We start from the raw sequence: 18036 nt of genomic DNA on the forward strand, positions 1-18036 counted from the left end.
AAAACCGCGCTTTGTTACATGAAATCGATGTCGGAGAATAATGACAGGCGGGTTATTTCGACTCGGTACGCAGGGCATGGAGCAACAGGCGCCGTTCCAGCCAGGCTCCCGGTCTGCGGGGTGAATCCAGCGACATCCGGGCCAACAGCGCGTTTTGATCAGGCACCCTGCCAACAGAAACCAGGGCCTTGAGTACGGTCATAATTTTGTCTGTACGCGTTGCGGTGCCCGCCTCAAGTGCCTTTAACGCTGCGCTCAGCTGCAGTTCATGGTCGGTAAAATCATGCCCGAACGGAAAGGCGGGAAACAGCTCACGGCTATCCTGCTGCGACAGCACGCTACGAATGGTATCCGGTGTATTGTGCTGCCAGTGCGCCGGTGGCTTAAAGTCAGTGGCGATTTTGCCCGCCTGTTGCGCTTGTGCCAGCAGCCCGGCCTGAAAGCGGGCATCGGCCAGCCCGATCAATCGACAGTAGACCTCCTCGTCCGGCTGGCCCCTGAGATCGGCAATACCGTACTCGGTAATCACGATGTCACGCAGATGGCGGGGTATGGTGCAGTGGGCATAGTTGAACACAATATTGGACTGCGCCTCGCCTCCCTTTTCCCGGGTACTGCGCAGGGTGACAATGGAGCGCGCATCGGGCAGTTCGTGGGCCATGGCAACAAAATTGTATTGTCCGCCAACGCCGCTGATAACACGGCCATCGTCGAGACCATCGGAGATCGCGGCACCACTCAGCGTGTGCATCATCGCCGAATTGATGAAGCGGCTATGCACCCGTTGTGAGGCCTTCAGGCGTTGATCACCCAGGCGGTGGTCAAACAGATCATTGATAAAATTGACACTGGTCATGCAGATTTGCTCGCGCTGCTCCGGTGGCAGCTTGCGCAGACCCTCGTAAAACGCATTCGAGCCCAGGTAGAAGCCACCATGCATGACCACATCGCCCGCCACTTTGCGGGTCAACACACCGGCGTGCATCAGATGCAGAAATCCTTCCATCATCATCTCACTGCAACCGTACAGCCCCTTGTCAAAGCGATCCATGCCGCCCAGATCAGCCACAAAAGGAAACCGCTGGCTGATGTTGAGCCGCTCATACAGCTGCCGCCACCGGGCGTTCTGTTTATGCCGCAGAATCGTGCTGTGTACCAGCGCAGTGCCCAGGGATCCGATGCCCACCTGCAGGGTGCCGCCATCACGCAACAGCGTGCTGGCATAAAAACCGATGAGATGATCCTGTGCACTGACCGCAGTCTGCGGCACCGAAAACAGCGGATGCTCAGTGGACGGCTCATCCAGCACCACGTCAAACGTGTCCGCTGCCACCGCCGCGTCATTGCCCATGAATGGCAAGGCACGATTGATTTCTGCCAGCAGCGCCACCGGGGTGCCTTCTTGCTGCCGCTGACGTAACAGCGGAATCAGATCCAGCGTAAGATCCGGGTTACTGCTCAGACTGAGTCTGTGCTGCCCGCCTGCCGCATTCACTTCCGGGACCGGGTCAGAATCATAAACAGAGCCAGGTACCACCATTTGTGCAATGACATTGATTCCCTGCGCCATCAGGTCTCTGACCGCGTGCGTATAGTTGCTACAGACATAGTGGCGTTGCTGCTGCGGCTGATGCAGAAAACTGCCGGCCTGAAAGAAGAATTCAGACACTTTGACATTGTCAGGCAGTTTGCCGGCAGCCGCATCGCGTGCGTACCCGAGCTCGGGAATGGCGCCATAAAGCCGTTGTATGAATGGTTCTAGAAATCGGCGTTCCAGCGACGAACCAGCCTTCGGCACCTGCAGCGACAGCCCCGTGACGATGTGGAGCTTGAGTGACGGATCATCGATGGCGCGCTGATACAGCGCATTGGCAAAGCGCAAGGGTTTGCCAATGCCCAGCGGCAACCCCAGCACTATATCGTGCCCCACCCTGTCAATGACAGCATCGACCGCCGCGCGGGTGTCTGACAGCAGCATGGGTCCGGAACTGTTCATGACTTCTTACCTTTGCCCCACCGGACAGCCTTCTTGAACTGGTGGCGCAAACGCTTTTCGCTGGCAGCGCCGGTGACCCGACGCCGGTTGCGTTGCACCCGTTTTGCCTCCTCCAACTCAGTGCGTAAAGCATCGGCGACTGCGTCCAGGTTCCACTGCGATGCGCCGATACCGACCGGCAACACCTGAGCGCCCGGCATGTCCCTGCCAATGGCGTTGACGGCTGCCGCAATGGTCGCCTGCGCCGTTGCTGACGGCGGACTCTGCTCACTGATCGCTTCCTTCACCACCTGATCGATGGCACTGGCCACCACCAGAATCACCGGTTTTCGTCGCCGGGAATGCGCCTCGAACCAGCTATCAACCTGCGACTTCAAAGCCGCATCCAGATTGCGGGCGGGACGATTGGCGCGGATCACCCACACAATCACATCGGACTGCGTGATTTCTTTGAGCATCTGTTCATTACCCCGCGCGGAGCCGTCCAGCCCCTCGCTGTCGAGCAGGTGACAGGCAGTGCCGTCAAACTCTGCCTTATAGGTCACCAGGTCAGGCGTTGTCGCAGCCGCATCGGTTTCGGCATGTTCTGCCGCCAGCAGCGCGTTGATCAGAGATGATTTACCGGCACTGGTCTGGCCGACAAACAGCACTCGCAGCGGTTCGTCAGGCAATGCCAGTCGCGCCTGGTCATCTGCCGTGGTGGAGAGGCGCATCTGCATCAGTTCCTGATCGGAGAAACGCAAGCGACCGGAATACAGCTCAATGGCAGCGTAAGCAACTTCCTCCAATAAAACGGCCTGCATGACACCCATCATGTTGTCAGTGACATAGTCGGTATCCTCACCGGACATCAGCTGCTCCAGCTCACGCAAAACACCGGCGGCCGGGTTGACTGCAAACCTCGCCACACGACTACTGCCATGCGCAATCTGCCACAGCACATTGGCCCGGTCGCGCTGCCGCCACAGCCAGTACAGTGTTGCCAAAGATACCTGGTCGGAGAACGGCATTTTGTTGCGCAGGTGTTCGCGGTAGCGCGAGGCCGTGGATTCGAGCAGCAGCAGGGCTTCCGGCAAGGTGAAATTCAGTGCGGTTTTTTTCTTGCCGCCCAACCCGGCAGCAATCAGATTGACCACCTCCAACGCCTGTTCGGGCAGATCTTCCCAGGGCGTAGCCGATTGGGTGAGCGTTGCGATGTGCTGACTGACATCGGCAAAGACGGCTTTCTCGGTTGGCAACCAGTCCGGATCCGGCGACACCGACAGATCTGCGGCACTTGCCCCGGTCCAGGCATTACGTCGCCAACGCTTGCGCAGGAAACGTCTAAGTACCAACACAACCGCGCTGACCAACAAGCTGATGGCCAGGAACCATAACATGGCGCCCTGCTGTATCAGCCAGACAAATCCCAGCGCTATCAACAGGACAAAAGGCAGGCCAAGCACAAGCACCACCAGCAGGTGGTCCCAGCGCAGGAACGCTTGCCGCAGCTTGTCACTTCCCTTCACGGCGCGCCCTCCGCAAAGCGTCAGTGTAAAGCGCCCTCAACTCATCCGTGTCGATCGCCTCGCCATGCTGGGTGCGAAACAGATACATGGCGGCCGCGCGCCCCAGTGCGTAGGTTGCGGCAAAACTGATCGCCCCGGCTGCCGCTGCGCCAGCGGTCTGGCCATACACCGGAATCAGTTTGGATAGCTGACGCACGGCGTAGCTGGCACCGTAGCGGAAGGCGGCACCGGCGCCCAACGCCAGCGTAAACTCCGTCATCCGTGCCCGCGTCCAGCTAACGCAATAGTGTTTGCCCAGCACCCGCAACATGGCCGCCTGCAGCGTTGGCACGGTGACCGCGCCCACCACCGGTGCCACATCCGAGGCGCCGGCCGCGCTGGCATACCAGAGGATTTCCGCCCGGCGTGCGGCAAATGCAGTGCGCTCGGCGCCCCGACGCTCCTCACGCGCCAGCAGCAACGCCACTTCCGGCGTTACATCATCCAGCAGCGTCACCAGCTCATCGACCCCGTTATGGTCATCTGCTGACTCTTCAGGTGCCAGCATGGTTTCCACATAAGGCAGTGGCTTGCCAGCGGCGTTTTCAAAAATCTGCTGCGTTTGCTGACGGGCACGAAACCGGGTCTGCTCCTCCGGCAGCAGATCCGCACCGTTGTGCACCACAATGATTGGCGTCGCCGGGCGGCGTTTGCATACTGCAGCAATGGCCGCTGCCACGTCTCCCTGCACGGGGTCGTCCAGCCTGGCGACTGCCAGCAACACATGGCTGCGTTGCTCACAGGCATGCAAGTCATCCCCCGGATCATAGCCGGTCTCGCCCAGGCCACGGGTGTCCAGAAACCGCATAAGCGGCAGTTCTTCCGGGAAATCGAACATGAATGCTGTGCGTGTGCACGGCTCAAACCCGTTACCCACCTGCGCCGCACTCAACCCGGTCAGCGCGCGGATAAGGGAGGATTTACCGGCGCCGGTCTTGCCCAGCAACCAGACCACTGGCAAGGTGCGCTTGACCTCATCGGCAACCCCGGCCAGACCCGGATCCAGGTTCGTCCCGGCCTCAAGGTGCGTTTCACTTTTTTCGTTAGGGTCCGAGCTATTGCTCTGGGCAAGCAGTTGCCAGAGTCGCTCAAAGTATCGGTTCATCTGCACTCCCTGATTGTGCACGGTCCGGCTGTACACATGATGTATCCCGGTGCATGGTATAACACCAGTATACGCAGGGATGCGGGGGCGGTTCCAGCGGTGCGGCACAGTCGAGGTGAGCATACGGCAAAAGCTACCTGTTATCGCTCTGCTATCATGGCGGCGAGCATATCGACAGCATTTCAGTTTCTGGCCGTCAGATACCTGCCATGATTTTTAGTCAACGCCCTGTCAAACTTTGCAGCTGCTGCTCAACGATTGCGGTCTGAGCCTCCAGTCCAGTCATACCGCGCGTAAACTCCAGCCACTCCTGGTAATAGGCAATGGCCGTAGAAACTTCATCGACACTCGCGTGCAGTTGACCAAGCGCCATCAATGCCCGCGAATTAATGTCCGGGCGCAGATCTTCAACTGTCAGCAGAAGAGAGAAAGCGGAAATGGACTCCTGCCACATTTCCAGCCGGACAAGGACATTGGTATAAAAATTAAGCAGTGTTGCCTGCTCAAAAGGCGTCATGGAATCGAAATCCGAGTAAAGTGCATTGAGCTCGGCCAGGGATTCTTCCCATTGATCCTCCAGCTGCCTCTGCTGGGCCTCCTGGATCACATAGAATACGCGGTCGCTGAGCACCGGCTCAGATGAATCCAACCGTTGGCCCGTTGAGTTACGGCCGGCCACCGGGGCCCCTGATGCGTCTACACCAGAGCCGGGAAGGTTGCTACTGCTGCCACTGGCAGATTCTGACCCCGCTTGTTGCTCTCCGGCCGGGCGTTGCGACGGCACAACCCGCGATTCAATGACAGAGTCGGCCGTCGCAGCGTTCGGCACCGAATCTTCGCTCTCCTGGCTTTCCTGGCTTTCCTGGCTCTGCTGGCTCTGCTGATAACTCACGGCAAAAAGCAGAAGTGCAACCACAACCAAAGCCGGAAGTAGCGTTTTAAGTTCAGGCTTCATCGGCAACCCTCATTGTTTTTATTGCTCGGGAACAAATCTGCTTAATGCACGATGTCGCGCACAGCGATCAGGCGAGGAATCTGCATCCAATGAAATCAGATCAGGAGAAGGGTGACAAGTAGCCAACGGGTTTATTGCGTCAGAAATAGGCGCGGGAAACAATCACTTAAACACATGTAACTGAACAACAGGATATTTTAATGGTGCGGACGGAGAGACTCGAACTCTCACACCTTGCGGCACTGGAACCTAAATCCAGCGTGTCTACCAATTCCACCACGTCCGCCTGCGATACCGGGTCAGCGTGTCGCTGACTCCGGCGCGAGGAGCGGCGCATTATAACCAGTTATGCGGCCACTGTCAGTGTCAGTTTGCGCGCATGTCTTCGATTTGTTGTTGCAGGCGCAGCACGGTCTGGTTGACCTGCAGGCGATAGGCATCAATCGCCTCGACAGCCTCTTCAACCCGGATCAGACGGTCGTTGAGGCCACCCGAAGCACCTTCGGCGGTGCTGATCTCGGCGCGCAGATTGACTACGTCCTGGGCCACGCCACGCACTTCCTGCAGGGTATTGTTCATGGTATTCACGCGACCAGCCAGAGTTTCCGATGCCTGCCGCAGATCAGCAACGCTGCGGCGGTTTTCCTCGACCAAATTGGTCGCCTGCAGGAGCCGCTGATTGGTTTCCTCAACCAGGGTCAGATTTTCCTGCGACCGCGTCTCGGTGATGGCAACACGACCGGTCAGGTCGGTCACGTCGGCGTTAGTGGCATTGCGAGCCGCCCACAGCTTGTCGATCTCGGAAAAATTGAAGTCTACCCGTTCAATGATGTTGCCAGTGGTTTCTTCGGCTGAATCACCCACCATGGCCAGCCGGTTTTCCAGATCGAGGATTCGGCTGTTGGCCTGATCCAGGCGTCGCAGATTCTCCTCATAGACCGTGTAGGCCAGGCCCGCGCCGGCCAGAATGGCCAATGTCAGCACACCCAGCATAATACGCACTGGCCAGGTGCTGACCTTGATGGTTTCGGCGTAACTGACAGGTTTTACCAGGTCCGGCTGCCGTCGCGCATGCTGTCGATCGACCACTTCGTCCCGATCGGGCACCATTGACGGAATATCACCCAGGTCATCATTGTCTCGCATCGTTCTACACCTCAATGCTTTGGTACGCGTACATACAGTTACCCTGTATTGTAGACGCAATGCGGTCCCGTCGGCAAAGGCTGTCTTGTGCCCATTTCCTGCGCTTGATCCCGCCCCCTGTCGTCCGCATCAGGCTTTGCCACCTTGAAACACGGGCCGTACTGATTTATGCTGAAAAGCTGAATTCATGACTATCACCAATTGATTTGTCGAGGCTTGTATGAAATTAGAATTACCCGATCTGCCCTATGCTGCCAATGCACTGGAACCGCACATGTCCGCAGAAACACTGGGCTTCCACCACGGCAAACACCACAACACCTACGTGGTCAAAGGCAACGAGCTGCTGGCTGATGCCGGCGTCGATGCCGATAACCTGGAAGATCTGGTACGCGCAAGCGCCAAAGTGGGCGGCCCGCTGTTTAACAATGTGGCTCAGGTTTATAACCACAATTTCTTCTGGAAGAGCATGAAGCCTGCCGGCGGCGGCGCGCCAAGCGGCGCCATCGCTGACAAGATTAACGCTGATTTCGGCAGCTACGATGACTTCAAGAAAGAATTTACCGCTGGCGGTGTCGGTCAGTTCGGTAGCGGCTGGGTCTGGCTGGTACTCGATGGCGGCAAACTCAAGATCGCCAAGACACCTAACGCTGAAACGCCACTGACCACCAGCGCCAAACCAATCCTGGTGTGTGATGTGTGGGAACATGCGTATTATCTGGATTACCAGAACCGTCGCCCTGACTTCCTGGCAGCGTTTCTGGAAAATCTGGTCAACTGGGATTTTGCCAACCAGAATCTGGCGTGATTTGCGCGGGCTGATGCCCGCAAAGCAGCGATAAAAAAGGCCGGCCTGTCTCTGACAGATCGGCCTTTTTTATAACCTGATGATTTACAACCTACTGATCAACTTTTGACATCAGAAGATCAGACGCAGCCCCAGCCCCATCAGATCTTCATCAGAGTTCCGCTCGTAGGTCAGCGTACCTGACAACGCTGGCAGAAATTCGTATTCAAGTCCGACGCCGGGAACTGTTTCATTGTCACCTGCACCCAGATCCGTATGTTTGACGGCCACAAAAAATTCCGCCTCCGGACTGATATTCATACGCGCACCCAGCTCAAACCTGGCACCCTCGCTGTCCTCATCAAAGGTAAAGGCGCCAAGACGACCAAGACCAAGACGACCGCGAACGTCGTATTCGATGTAACTGGCAGTGCCGTAAACACTCGCGGTCTCATTGCGACCGAAAATATAACCCAGGCCAAATGACTGTATGTCGCCGTCAAAGTCATTCCCCGGTGAATCATCATCCAGCCCAAGATCGGTGAAACTGGCCACAGCGAGGATTCTGTCAACAATCTCCAGACTGGCATTTATGCCAAAACCGTCGACCTCAATACCGGCGCTTTCACCTTGCAGGTAGGCGACCTCAACATAACTGTACTCATTGGCATCTGCCAGCGCCAACCCCGGCGCCATCAGGCCAGCGAACAATAACGGCTTGATATTCCTCATTAACACTCTCCCCTCATCCATATTATATGTTCAGGCAGCCAGAATGCCCGGCTGCGGCGAGAGTATAGCAGAGCGTCCCGCACTGCATATGAAGCAGCACAGATTGATAGCTAAATTCCTACGCCCCCTTTGCCGCCCCTTTTCCGCACAAGCGTCACAACGTGGTCAGTACCACCAGCTGGTCGCCCGGCAACAAGTCCATGGCTTTGCCCCGCGGCGGATTAAGCTGAAGCCGTTTGCCATGCGCGTTGGGCTGCGACCGGCAAATGCCCAGTGCGGTCTCACCTACGGCACCTGCCTTGACTTCGAACTCACCAAAGCTGGCTGCCGCGCGCAGATGATAGTCATCCGGATCGTTGAACAGAATCTCGGCGCCCTGGGCAGTGAACAATTCATCATAGACCAGCCTGAGCTCACGCCGCAGCGTTACCTGGGACAACATATGACTGAGAATCATGGAGCTGATAATGGTTTCACTGCTATTGCGTTCCAGCAGGTCTTCGTTAGCAGGATCGCTCAGTTCCAGCAATATCTGCGGCTTCACCTGCTGGTCCTGCAGAATCTCATCCAGTACCAGATAACCCACTATGGCCCGCGCATCCGCTTCCTCGCCCGAGCTCAGCCGGTCGCTGCACAACAACACGATACTGTCGTAACGCCCCGGCTGCAGACGCCGGAGCTCACCTTCTACCATATAATCAGCTTCAATATGCTGACATGCCACCCGGGCCGCATTGTCGCTGTAGCGAGAAATATCGGCAATCCGCGCACTGGCAGGGACAATAGAGACCAGATCAACGTCAAAGTCATAATCATCATAGCTGGCGAGCTCGGTGATGATCGCCGGCACACGACGATTCCAGCCCAGTATTAACAGCCGCTTCGACTGCACACCTGGCGTGTCCTCTTCCACTGCTGCAATCCGGTGAACGCGACGGTCGCTGACGGCATGTGCCCGGGGTTCGGTTTCATCGAACGAGCGTGCCATCAACACCAGCGTGTCTTGCGGCGTCAACACCTCATCAGAAGGCACATTCAACCTGGCATGTAACTCTCCTGCCGCATCAGGTCGCATCAGGCCGAACATGATGGCGTCAGGACAACGCGCTTCGACCTCGGTTATCGCCAGACCGGCATAGGGTGCAGCCGGCCGCAGATACAGCTCGTTACCCTCGTGAGCCGTCAGCAGCTCGCCATAGAGCTCTGACAAGCCCGGATGAATGATATTCTGCGCCACTAACCGACTGATGGTGGCATCACCCGCCACTACTTCCAGTGGTCCTGGATAGGCCCGCGAGGCCACCGAGAACTTGCGCACATCCTCGACCTCGGTCACCACATAGGGCAGCGGTTGGTTACGCTCCCGCGCCTGGGCATGAATGGACAACAGTGCCTTCACCGTTTCCACATCCGAGGTCACCAGACTATCGGGCTCATGCGACTGAAATGGGATAATGACAGCAGCCGCCTGCAGGCAGGCGACGCGATGCAGGGCCTCTGGCTGCAGCGCCGAACCACTGCGCAGAATGATATGTTTGGCCCGTCGCCCGATGCCGGGGTCCTGGCGCAGCAGCTGAATCTGTTCCGATGACACCTGCTCCGACAGCACGACAATCTGCAAACGCTTGATATCACGTTCGCGCAGGAAGCGGCCAACGCGGGATGTCGACATTACCAGTTCGCGTAACAACGGCACAGTGCGGTTATTCCAGCCCAGAATCACAATATGGTTTTTCAGGGACACCGGCGTCAGGCCCAGCTCAAGTTGCTCCATGATGGCGATCAACCAGCGGGTCATGATCGCCACCAGAGCACCCAAAAACACCACATAACCACTGACGGTCAACCAGGTCGACACGATACGGCGCCAGGTGCCTTCGTCGTCCCCCAGGTATCCCGGATCAGTCAGGCGCAAAAATGCCCACCACACGGCATTGCCCAAATGCTCGTCGTATTCCCCCAGCGGCAACACCAGCATGCCGCCCACCAGGGAAATCAGACCAATCACCGCAACCACCACTAACAGCTGGTAGGACGCGCCTTTGACAAACTGGCGTTCGACAAAAAATTTTAACCGGTCTATGAATCGGAGTCGAAACATCCTGGCGGGCTCCTGAGGGTGACATTGTTGTTCTGGCAATCAGTATAGGAGCCCTGACCGGCCGGGGCAATGCGCGACTTCAAAACGAAAAAACCCGGCGGACGATTCATAATCATCCACCGGGTTGTTGTCTGCCGTTAGTTCGGGGTCAGAATTGACCTTTAAAGCCAATAGCAAACGTCGGGCCATACTCCTCGAACTGGAAAGTGTAGTTCTTGCTACCCTGGTAAAGCTCAAGCGCCTCATCGGTCAGATTAGTGAACTCTGCGACCAGCTCGAACTGTGGACTGAACCGGTATGACGCGGTCAGGTCCACCTGCGTATGCGGTGCCACATAGAGGTCGAAGCGCTCGTTGTCGCCGACTTCGCTCAGGAACTTGTCACGGTAGGAGACACTCAGGCGCGTGCTGAACAGTTCGTTCTCGTAGCCCAGGTAGACGTTACCGGAACGCTCCGCGGCTTCCGGCAGCGCAAAGGATTCGCCGGCACGCTCATTGATTTCCAGATCGGTATCCAGCGCCGTCAGGTTAAGTCCGGCCAGCAAACCGATCAGAGATTCATCAAACACTTCGAAACCCTGCTGCGCATTAAATTCGATACCCGTCACTGATGCTTTGGTACCGTTAACCGGTTGGTCAACTTCAAAGCCGACGAATTGCGGGTTTTGTCTTGTGGAAAAATCGACAATATAGTCATCGATATCCTTGTAGAAGACGCCAGCCGATATCACGCCTGAGTTGCCGTAGTACCAGTCAGCCAGCAGGTCGAAGTTGCTTGACTGGTAGGGGTCCAGGTCCGGATTACCCAATTGGATTTCCATGTCCTCACGATTGATCTGCGAGCGCGGGGAAATGTCGCTGAAACTCGGGCGCGCGATGGTGTTGCTCCACGCTGCGCGAACCACCAGATTGTCCGTCGGCTCGTAGCGCAGGTGCACGCCGGGCAAAAAGTTGGTGTATTTTGAAGACACAGACCTTTCGTTAATGCTGAGGGCGCCGTTTTCGTCAAACACCAGCTCATTGCCGTTCGCGCGGTAATCCGTGCGCTCGACACGGGCACCGGCAATCACACGAACGCGATCAAGGTCCCAGGTACCCATCATGTAGCTCGCAATCACGTCCTCTTCGGCGCTGTAGTCCTGTGCCGAATTCAGCGCCAGGTTTTCTTCAACATCCCGTGGACGGGCCTTGAATTCACTGCGATTGGAATTGTAAAAATTCACGAAAGCCGAAGAGCTGATGCCCTGACCAAGGTTACTCAGGCCATGGGACGGTGCGCCAGTAGTAAACTGTGACAACAGCACATCCGGTGTGTCGCGTTCTTCGAACTCATTGACGTCGGCTACCTTGTCCTTGAAGCGACCATCGATACCGGTTTTTACCGTCAGGGACTCAATACCAAAGGCCATCGGCACTTCGATGTTGAGAGCAAAGTTGACGTCATCATCATCCACTGACAAAGGTTCGTTAACGACCCGGTCCAACTCGTAGAGACTGTTGTCCAGGTACCCGACGGCCGGCGCGCCATTTTCCATGAATGTGTAAACGGGGATACCCTGACCCAACTGCACCATCGCGTCCAGCGCATTGCCGGTCTTTTCGAAACGACCTTCCTGCTCATCCGGCACACGTTCGTCGGTCGTGGAGATACCGGCGTTGTAGTCCAGTGACCAGGTCTGGAAATCGTGCTCGGCACCCATGGCAAATGCCAACGTATCCTGTTCCTTGGTGCGGAAACGGATGCGGCGGCGGAAGCTGTCTTCGGGCATATCAGCATAGGTTACGTTGCTGCCGTCATAGGCCGTGATGGTGGCGTCCTCAAACACGAACACGTTGCGCTGACGGGTTTCTGCGTCAGTGAACTCGCTGTAAACCGTGTTGGCGTAGAAACGGGTGCTGTCGTCAGGCTGATACTCCAGATTGAGGTTGAAACCCAGACGCTCGCGTTCAATAAAGTATTTACGCTCATTGACTTCCAGCAGCGTGAACACGTCCTCGCCATTGAACTCGAGGAAATCGTATTCCGGCTCGATATTGTCAGACTCCAGTTTACGGTTCAGGTAGTTCAGACCAAACGAGATACCGATATTGTCGGAGCCACCAAAACCGTCCACCACATCACTGAAATTAAACTGAGCCTTGGGGCTGGTTTCACCGCTCAGGTCGTTGTGCGAGCCTTCCAGGCGGTAAGTGATCTGACGGCCGTCTCGATCAAAAGCCGACGCTGAGCTGACATTGATTGCGCCTCCAACGGCATCACCCGGCATATCCGGGGTCGGCACCTTGACAACTTCAATGCCGTCCACCGAGCCGCTCGGAATCACGTCCAGTGGCACCGCACGCGAACCGTCTTCCGGAGTGCCGATACGCATGCCGTTGATGGTCACCGTGCTCAGTCCGGCTGAGACGCCGCGCACGCTGACAAAGCGGCCTTCGCCCTGGTCGCGCGAAATGGTCAGTCCCGGCAGTCGCTGCAGCGACTCGGCGACATTCTGATCTACAAACTGACCCATGTCGTCAGCAGAGATGTAATTGGCAACCGCGTCAGACTCACGATACAGGCCCAGAGCCCGGTTGGCCGCTTCACGCTGGCCAAACACCATGATGGTTTCCATCTGTGCAGCGGACGGCTCGCTTTGCGCCATGCCCGTGCTGCTCAGTCCGGCAAGCATCAGCGCTGCGGTCAATTTGCGGTAGGTGAACTGTGGGAATTCCTGCATTACATCGCTCCATTATCAAAGTTTTGTGGCAGTGTAAGCAGCATTTATGACGAAACCGTGTCACTGGCGCTACAGTTTAGTGACACGGCTGTGTATGACCGGTGACACGCACGTGTCGGGCGCATGACAACACCGGCTGCCGGAGTTGAATTCGCTTGCGCCGTGGCGCGGGCAGGCGTATAAGGCATGTTGTGAACAGCACACATATCAGCCCCCGCACCAGCACCTCACGGTCGCCATCGACAAGCGTCTGTGGCTGGATTTTTGCGCTGATTTTATGCTGCCTGCCCGGCCTGTCGTGGCCGGAATCCGCACTGATTGTCGGCAACGCGCAGAACGCAGCAACGTCGCCGACGGGCATGCTGCAGACGACCAACACACAGGTCGCCATAAACACCCACGACACGGCGCTGACCTCATCGCAGCGCCTGCTGTCGCAGGCCACGCGCACTGGCGCGCCTTGCCAGAATACCGACACGAACTCACCGGACCCGTCCGGCCCAGCGCAGGCTGTATGGCCACTGCCGGCAAGCTCTGATCTTCGCGCACTCGTTTGCGGGCAAGGCTATGACGTTGACGTTCTGCGCCTGGTAACTCGCTACACGGCAGCGCCCTACTCCCCCCGGTCTCCCCCCGTTCCCGCCTGAAACGCTAACCACATTTTCATAGCTTTCAGTTTTTGCGAGGACAATCATGCGATCTCTACGCCAGCGTACCCTGTGGTACGGATTCATCATTATGCTGGGCCTGCTCAGCGCACTGCCCGCCGCCCTGCCCGGCGGGGTTCAACAACGCCTGCCCGACTGGTATGCCAATAATCAGTTCAGTCTGGGCCTTGACCTTCGGGGCGGGTCCCACCTGCTATTGGCAGTCGACATGGAAGACCTGCTGCAGAGTGAAAATCAGCAGTTCGCCGATAGCGTGGCCGACAGGCTGCGTCAAGCCGGCATCCGATATCTGCGGCCACAGGCAACGGCCGAGCAGATTACTGTGACGCTTCGTGATGCAAGCGCAATGCCGGAACTCATCCGTATTGCCAGAGAGTCCGTGGCTGACAGCCAGAGCGCGCTGCCGACATACACGCTCGACAGTGACGCGGGCACCTTAACCCTGCTCATCACCGATGCCCACCGGGAGGCTTTGCAGCAGGACGCCGTCACGCAAAGTCTGGATATCATCCACCGCCGTCTGGATGAAACCGGCATGGTGGAGCCCAGCATCACGCGTCAGGGCAGCGACAGTATCGTGGTACAACTACCGGGCATCAGCGACCCCGGCCGCGTCAAGGAGCTGCTGGGCACAACTGCCAAAATGAACTTCCATTGGCTGGCCGACAGCCGCTCTACCGATATTGTAGAGCGTCCCGGACAACAGGACGGGGAAATCTATCGCCTTGAGCGGCAGATTGCCATGGAAGGTCGTCATGTGCGCAACGCCAACATGGTGCTGCAACCACAGACCGGGCTGCCAGTTGTGAATTTTGTGCTGGATAAAACCGGCGGTCGCCTGTTTGGTGACATGACACAGGAAAATATTGGCCGGGCGCTGGCTGTGGTATTGGATGACCAGGTCATTACCGCACCGGTCATTCGCAGTGCCATCACCACTGGCAGCGGTGAAATCAGCGGTGGCTTTAGTGCCGTTGAGGCTACCGACCTCGCCATGCTGCTGCGCGCAGGTGCGCTGCCGGCCGCCCTTGATATCATAGAGGAGCGTAGCGTTGGGCCCAGCCTGGGCAGCGATTCGATCCAGATGGGACTGATTACCGGCCTGATTGGCGCTGGCCTGGTCCTGCTGTTCATGGCGGCCATTTACGGTAGCTGGGGCCTGATCGCCTGGCTTGGGCTCGGCATCAATATGGGTCTGATTTTTGGTGTCCTCAGCCTGCTCGGCGCGACGCTGACGCTGCCCGGCATCGCCGGCCTGATTCTGGTTATGGGCATGGCTGTGGATGCGAATATCCTGATCAACGAACGCATACGGGATGAACTGCGCCAGGGCAAAACCGCATGGTTGTCGCTGGAGAACGGTTTCAGCAAGGCCTACAGCACCATCATCGACTCCAACGTCACCACCCTGATTGCCATCAGTCTGCTGTTCCTGATGGGGTCGGGGCCGGTCAGAGGGTTCGCCGTCACCATGGGTATCGGACTGCTGACATCACTGTTCACCGCGGTGGCCGTGACCCGGGTGATGATGGAATGGCGAATCCGGCTAGCAACCAGTAAAACCCTGTCGGTATCCGGATTGGCGATGCTTGACCGCATCGGCGATCGTTTCAGCGGCGGCAAACGTGTCATTAATTTTATGCGTGCCAGTATCGCCGGTCTGGTGGTGTCTGCCATTCTGTCTACTGCTGCAGTCGGCCTGCTTGCCAAGCCCGGTCTGAACTACGGCATCGATTTCAGCGGTGGCGCGCTGGTGGAGGTCAGCGCCCCGGATACGACCATTGAACAACTACGCAGCAGTTTAGTGGCTGCGGGCCTGGACAATATCTCGGTACAGGAAACCGGCGACATCGATGGCGCCAGCGCCTATCAATTGCGCCAGCCGCTGCAGACCGATCGCGACAGCGGCGCTGTTATCGAAGAAATCAAAGCGGCCATCATGCAGGTGTCGCCAGATGCCGACGTCCTGCGCTCTGACATGGTAGGCCCACGCGTCAGCGGGGACTTTGCTGACCTGAGCATACTGGCCGTGTTACTGGCAGGCGGCGGCATGCTGCTCTACCTGTGGTATCGCTTCGAAAATCACTTCGCGGTGGCAGCGGTGATCACCATTGGACTGGATCTGACCAAAACGCTGGGCTTTTTTGCGCTGGCCGGCATCGAATTCAACCTGACGGCCGTTGCTGCTCTACTGGCATTGATCGGCTATTCGGTGAATGACAAGGTGGTGGTTTTCGATCGAATTCGTGAAAATTTGCGGGCACAGCCGGATCAGGATTTTTCCGCGCTGGTCGATAGAAGTATCAGCGCCACCCTGACCAGAACCGTTTTTACCTCGCTCAGCACCCTGGTGGCGATCGTGCCCATGGCCATCGCCGGTGGCAGCGCCGTCTCCAGTTTCGCGCTGCCCATGCTGTTCGGTATTGTCATCAGCACCAGCTCGTCGATCTTTATCGCAGCGCCCATCGTCGTATTCTTGGGCAAGCGACGGCAGCGCCAGGGTCGTGATCAGCTTCATACGCCTGCCCCGGAACTGGATATGTCACCCTGAAGCCCGCGCGGCAACTAGCGCAGTCGCATCAAACCAGCGGAAAAGCTCCGTCCTTTCGCTAAAGTATCGGCCCCCGCGGCCGATACTTTTTGCGTTAAAGCCACCATTTTATGAATCGACAGCCAGGGCCCCGCATGAATCCTTCAACCATCATAGGCATGCTCGCCAGTATCGCACTGCTGGGCAGCGTGCTGTTTTTCTCTGCGGAGTCGGAGTCAAGTTTTCTTAACCTGCCAGGGTTGGCCATCGTTATCACCGGCACCATGGCTGCCACTTTCATAAGCTACCCGCTGAAGGAAGTCGTACGTGTATTCGGGCTGGTGGCACTGGTATTCCGACGTGAAAACACCTATACGCGGGACGACATCAAGGAAATGGTGCAGGTCTCACGCCTGTGGTTTCAGGGCAATATCAAGGATGTGGACGACGCCCTGGCCAAAATCAAGAACCCCTTTCTGCGTACCGGCATACAATTGGTCATCGCTAACACTGACGAGCAGGAAATCATCGACACGCTGCGCTGGCGTATCGCGCGCGTAAAGGCGCGCGAGCGCGCGGAGGCCCATATATTCCGTACCATGTCGACCTATGCTGCCGCATTCGGCATGATCGGCACTCTGGTCGGCCTGGTCAATATGCTGGCCGTTATGGACTCCGGCAGCCTCGACATGATTGGCCCGCAAATGGCGGTAGCACTGCTGACCACGTTTTACGGCATTCTGCTGGGCAACGTTTTCCTGCAGCCGATCGCGGTAAAACTGGAACGTCGCACCGAAGAGCGTCTGATTGCCATGAACATGGTACTGGAAGGCATTGCCATGATGAGCAAGCGGCGCCCACCATCGTTCATTGAAGATACCCTGAAATCGTTTGCCGCTACTTATCAGGATGAAATACGCGACAAGGGCATGCCGCCCATAAGAGGAGCGGCGCGTGGAAAATAGTCGTTATGCCGTCGACATGATTGGCGATGAAAGCAGCGCCTCGGACAGCACTGACAATAGCTGGATGCTCAGCTACCTGGATGTGCTGACCCTGTTGATTGCGTTTTTCGTGCTCCTGCTGGCCATGAGCGAACCCAAGACCGACGACGACAACATGCCTGCCGAGATCTCGCAAACCGGGTCCGCCGGCTCTGCCGCCGGGTCCACTACGCAGACACCTCTGGACGAAACCGGGGGCGTGATGCCCGGTGGTATTGGCGTGCTGCCGGAGTACAACAGCCTGTTGGAAGGCAGGTCCGGCGAAACCACACCGGATGCGGAAGATGATGGCACCGACGACGATTTTAACGAGCGCTTCGGAGATCTGGAGAACAGCCTGAATTCACTGTCCCTGCAAGGCGTGGATGCGCAACCGGGGCGAGAGGGCCTGACCTTGCGAATTGCCGACAACCTGTTGTTCGCCAGTGGCCAGGCCGAACTGAGGTATGAAGGCATGATACTGATCAGTCAACTGACAGGGTTTCTTAATGCATTTGAGGGCGAAATATCGATTGAAGGCCACACCGATAATATCCCTATCAACACGCCGCAGTTTCCATCAAACTGGGAGCTTTCCAGCGATCGCGCCATCTCTGTATTGCGCTACCTGGAGTTTGACGGCATCCCGGCCACTCGCATGCGAGCGGTGGGTTATGCTGACACCCGACCTCTTCAGCCTAACGATACGCCGACCAATCGTGCCGGCAATCGCCGCGTGGAATTGATTCTGCGCGAGCCTTGAACGA

Annotated in this window: 13 protein-coding genes and 1 tRNA gene; 5 read left to right on the forward strand and 9 right to left on the reverse strand. The window is 57.4% G+C overall.

The window, feature by feature from the left end; all coding sequences use genetic code 11:
- Nucleotides 1-52: 52 nt before the first annotated feature.
- The 6 genes from ENH71_RS15025 to ENH71_RS15050 all read right to left on the reverse strand — a co-directional run bounded on the left by ENH71_RS15025 (nucleotide 53) and on the right by ENH71_RS15050 (nucleotide 6749).
- A complete protein-coding gene (locus tag ENH71_RS15025) occupies nucleotides 53-1996 on the reverse strand; it encodes an acetyl-CoA hydrolase/transferase C-terminal domain-containing protein (RefSeq protein ID WP_294130633.1) in 1944 nt (647 codons plus the stop codon).
- Nucleotides 1993-3504 (reverse strand): GTPase, encoded by a 1512-nt coding sequence (locus tag ENH71_RS15030; protein WP_294130631.1) that lies wholly within the window; start codon nucleotides 3502-3504, stop codon nucleotides 1993-1995. Before ENH71_RS15030 ends, ENH71_RS15025 begins: the two co-directional genes overlap by 4 nt.
- Entirely contained in the window at nucleotides 3491-4648 is a 1158-nt protein-coding gene (locus ENH71_RS15035) for a YcjF family protein (RefSeq protein WP_294130629.1), read from the reverse strand. Before ENH71_RS15035 ends, ENH71_RS15030 begins: the two co-directional genes overlap by 14 nt.
- 220 nt (nucleotides 4649-4868) lie before the next feature.
- Nucleotides 4869-5603 carry a hypothetical protein gene (locus tag ENH71_RS15040; RefSeq protein ID WP_294137925.1) on the reverse strand — a complete coding sequence of 245 codons (735 nt, stop codon included), beginning with the start codon at nucleotides 5601-5603 and terminating at the stop codon, nucleotides 4869-4871.
- A gap of 201 nt (nucleotides 5604-5804) precedes the next feature.
- Nucleotides 5805-5889, reverse strand: a tRNA-Leu gene (locus ENH71_RS15045).
- Between the two features lie 80 nt (nucleotides 5890-5969).
- The gene (locus ENH71_RS15050) at nucleotides 5970-6749 is read right to left on the reverse strand and encodes a methyl-accepting chemotaxis protein (protein WP_294130626.1); all 780 of its coding nucleotides are present in this window, start codon (nucleotides 6747-6749) and stop codon (nucleotides 5970-5972) included.
- Nucleotides 6750-6969: 220 nt separating this feature from the next.
- Between ENH71_RS15050 and ENH71_RS15055 the strand changes: the two genes are divergently transcribed.
- Nucleotides 6970-7557: a superoxide dismutase gene (locus ENH71_RS15055; RefSeq protein WP_294130624.1), complete on the forward strand. Its 588-nt coding sequence runs from the start codon at nucleotides 6970-6972 to the stop codon at nucleotides 7555-7557.
- A gap of 111 nt (nucleotides 7558-7668) precedes the next feature.
- Here ENH71_RS15055 and ENH71_RS15060 read toward each other — a convergent pair whose 3' ends face one another.
- The 3 genes from ENH71_RS15060 to ENH71_RS15070 form a co-directional block, all read right to left on the reverse strand.
- Nucleotides 7669-8268, reverse strand: coding sequence for an outer membrane beta-barrel protein (locus ENH71_RS15060; protein ID WP_294130623.1), 600 nt, complete (start codon nucleotides 8266-8268; stop codon nucleotides 7669-7671).
- A 154-nt stretch (nucleotides 8269-8422) separates the two neighbouring features.
- Nucleotides 8423-10369, reverse strand: coding sequence for a CASTOR/POLLUX-related putative ion channel (locus tag ENH71_RS15065; RefSeq protein WP_294130621.1), 1947 nt, complete (start codon nucleotides 10367-10369; stop codon nucleotides 8423-8425).
- Between the two features lie 148 nt (nucleotides 10370-10517).
- Nucleotides 10518-13088 (reverse strand): TonB-dependent receptor, encoded by a 2571-nt coding sequence (locus ENH71_RS15070; RefSeq protein WP_294130619.1) that lies wholly within the window; start codon nucleotides 13086-13088, stop codon nucleotides 10518-10520.
- Nucleotides 13089-13279: 191 nt separating this feature from the next.
- On the opposite strand from ENH71_RS15070, the gene ENH71_RS15075 reads away from it, so the two are divergent.
- From ENH71_RS15075 to ENH71_RS15090, 4 genes are all read left to right on the forward strand, one after another.
- Complete coding sequence (locus ENH71_RS15075; RefSeq protein WP_294130618.1) at nucleotides 13280-13735, forward strand: hypothetical protein; 456 nt, start codon at nucleotides 13280-13282, stop codon at nucleotides 13733-13735.
- 46 nt (nucleotides 13736-13781) lie between these two features.
- The gene (gene secD / locus ENH71_RS15080) at nucleotides 13782-16307 is read left to right on the forward strand and encodes a protein translocase subunit SecD (protein ID WP_294130617.1); all 2526 of its coding nucleotides are present in this window, start codon (nucleotides 13782-13784) and stop codon (nucleotides 16305-16307) included.
- Nucleotides 16308-16441: 134 nt separating this feature from the next.
- Nucleotides 16442-17251, forward strand: coding sequence for a motility protein A (locus tag ENH71_RS15085; RefSeq protein ID WP_294130616.1), 810 nt, complete (start codon nucleotides 16442-16444; stop codon nucleotides 17249-17251).
- Nucleotides 17241-18032: an OmpA/MotB family protein gene (locus tag ENH71_RS15090; protein ID WP_294130615.1), complete on the forward strand. Its 792-nt coding sequence runs from the start codon at nucleotides 17241-17243 to the stop codon at nucleotides 18030-18032. Before ENH71_RS15085 ends, ENH71_RS15090 begins: the two co-directional genes overlap by 11 nt.
- The last annotated feature ends 4 nt before the right edge of the window (nucleotides 18033-18036 follow it).

The organism is Pseudohongiella sp., from assembly GCF_011050365.1.
Taxonomy (GTDB): Bacteria; Pseudomonadota; Gammaproteobacteria; order Pseudomonadales; family Pseudohongiellaceae; genus Pseudohongiella.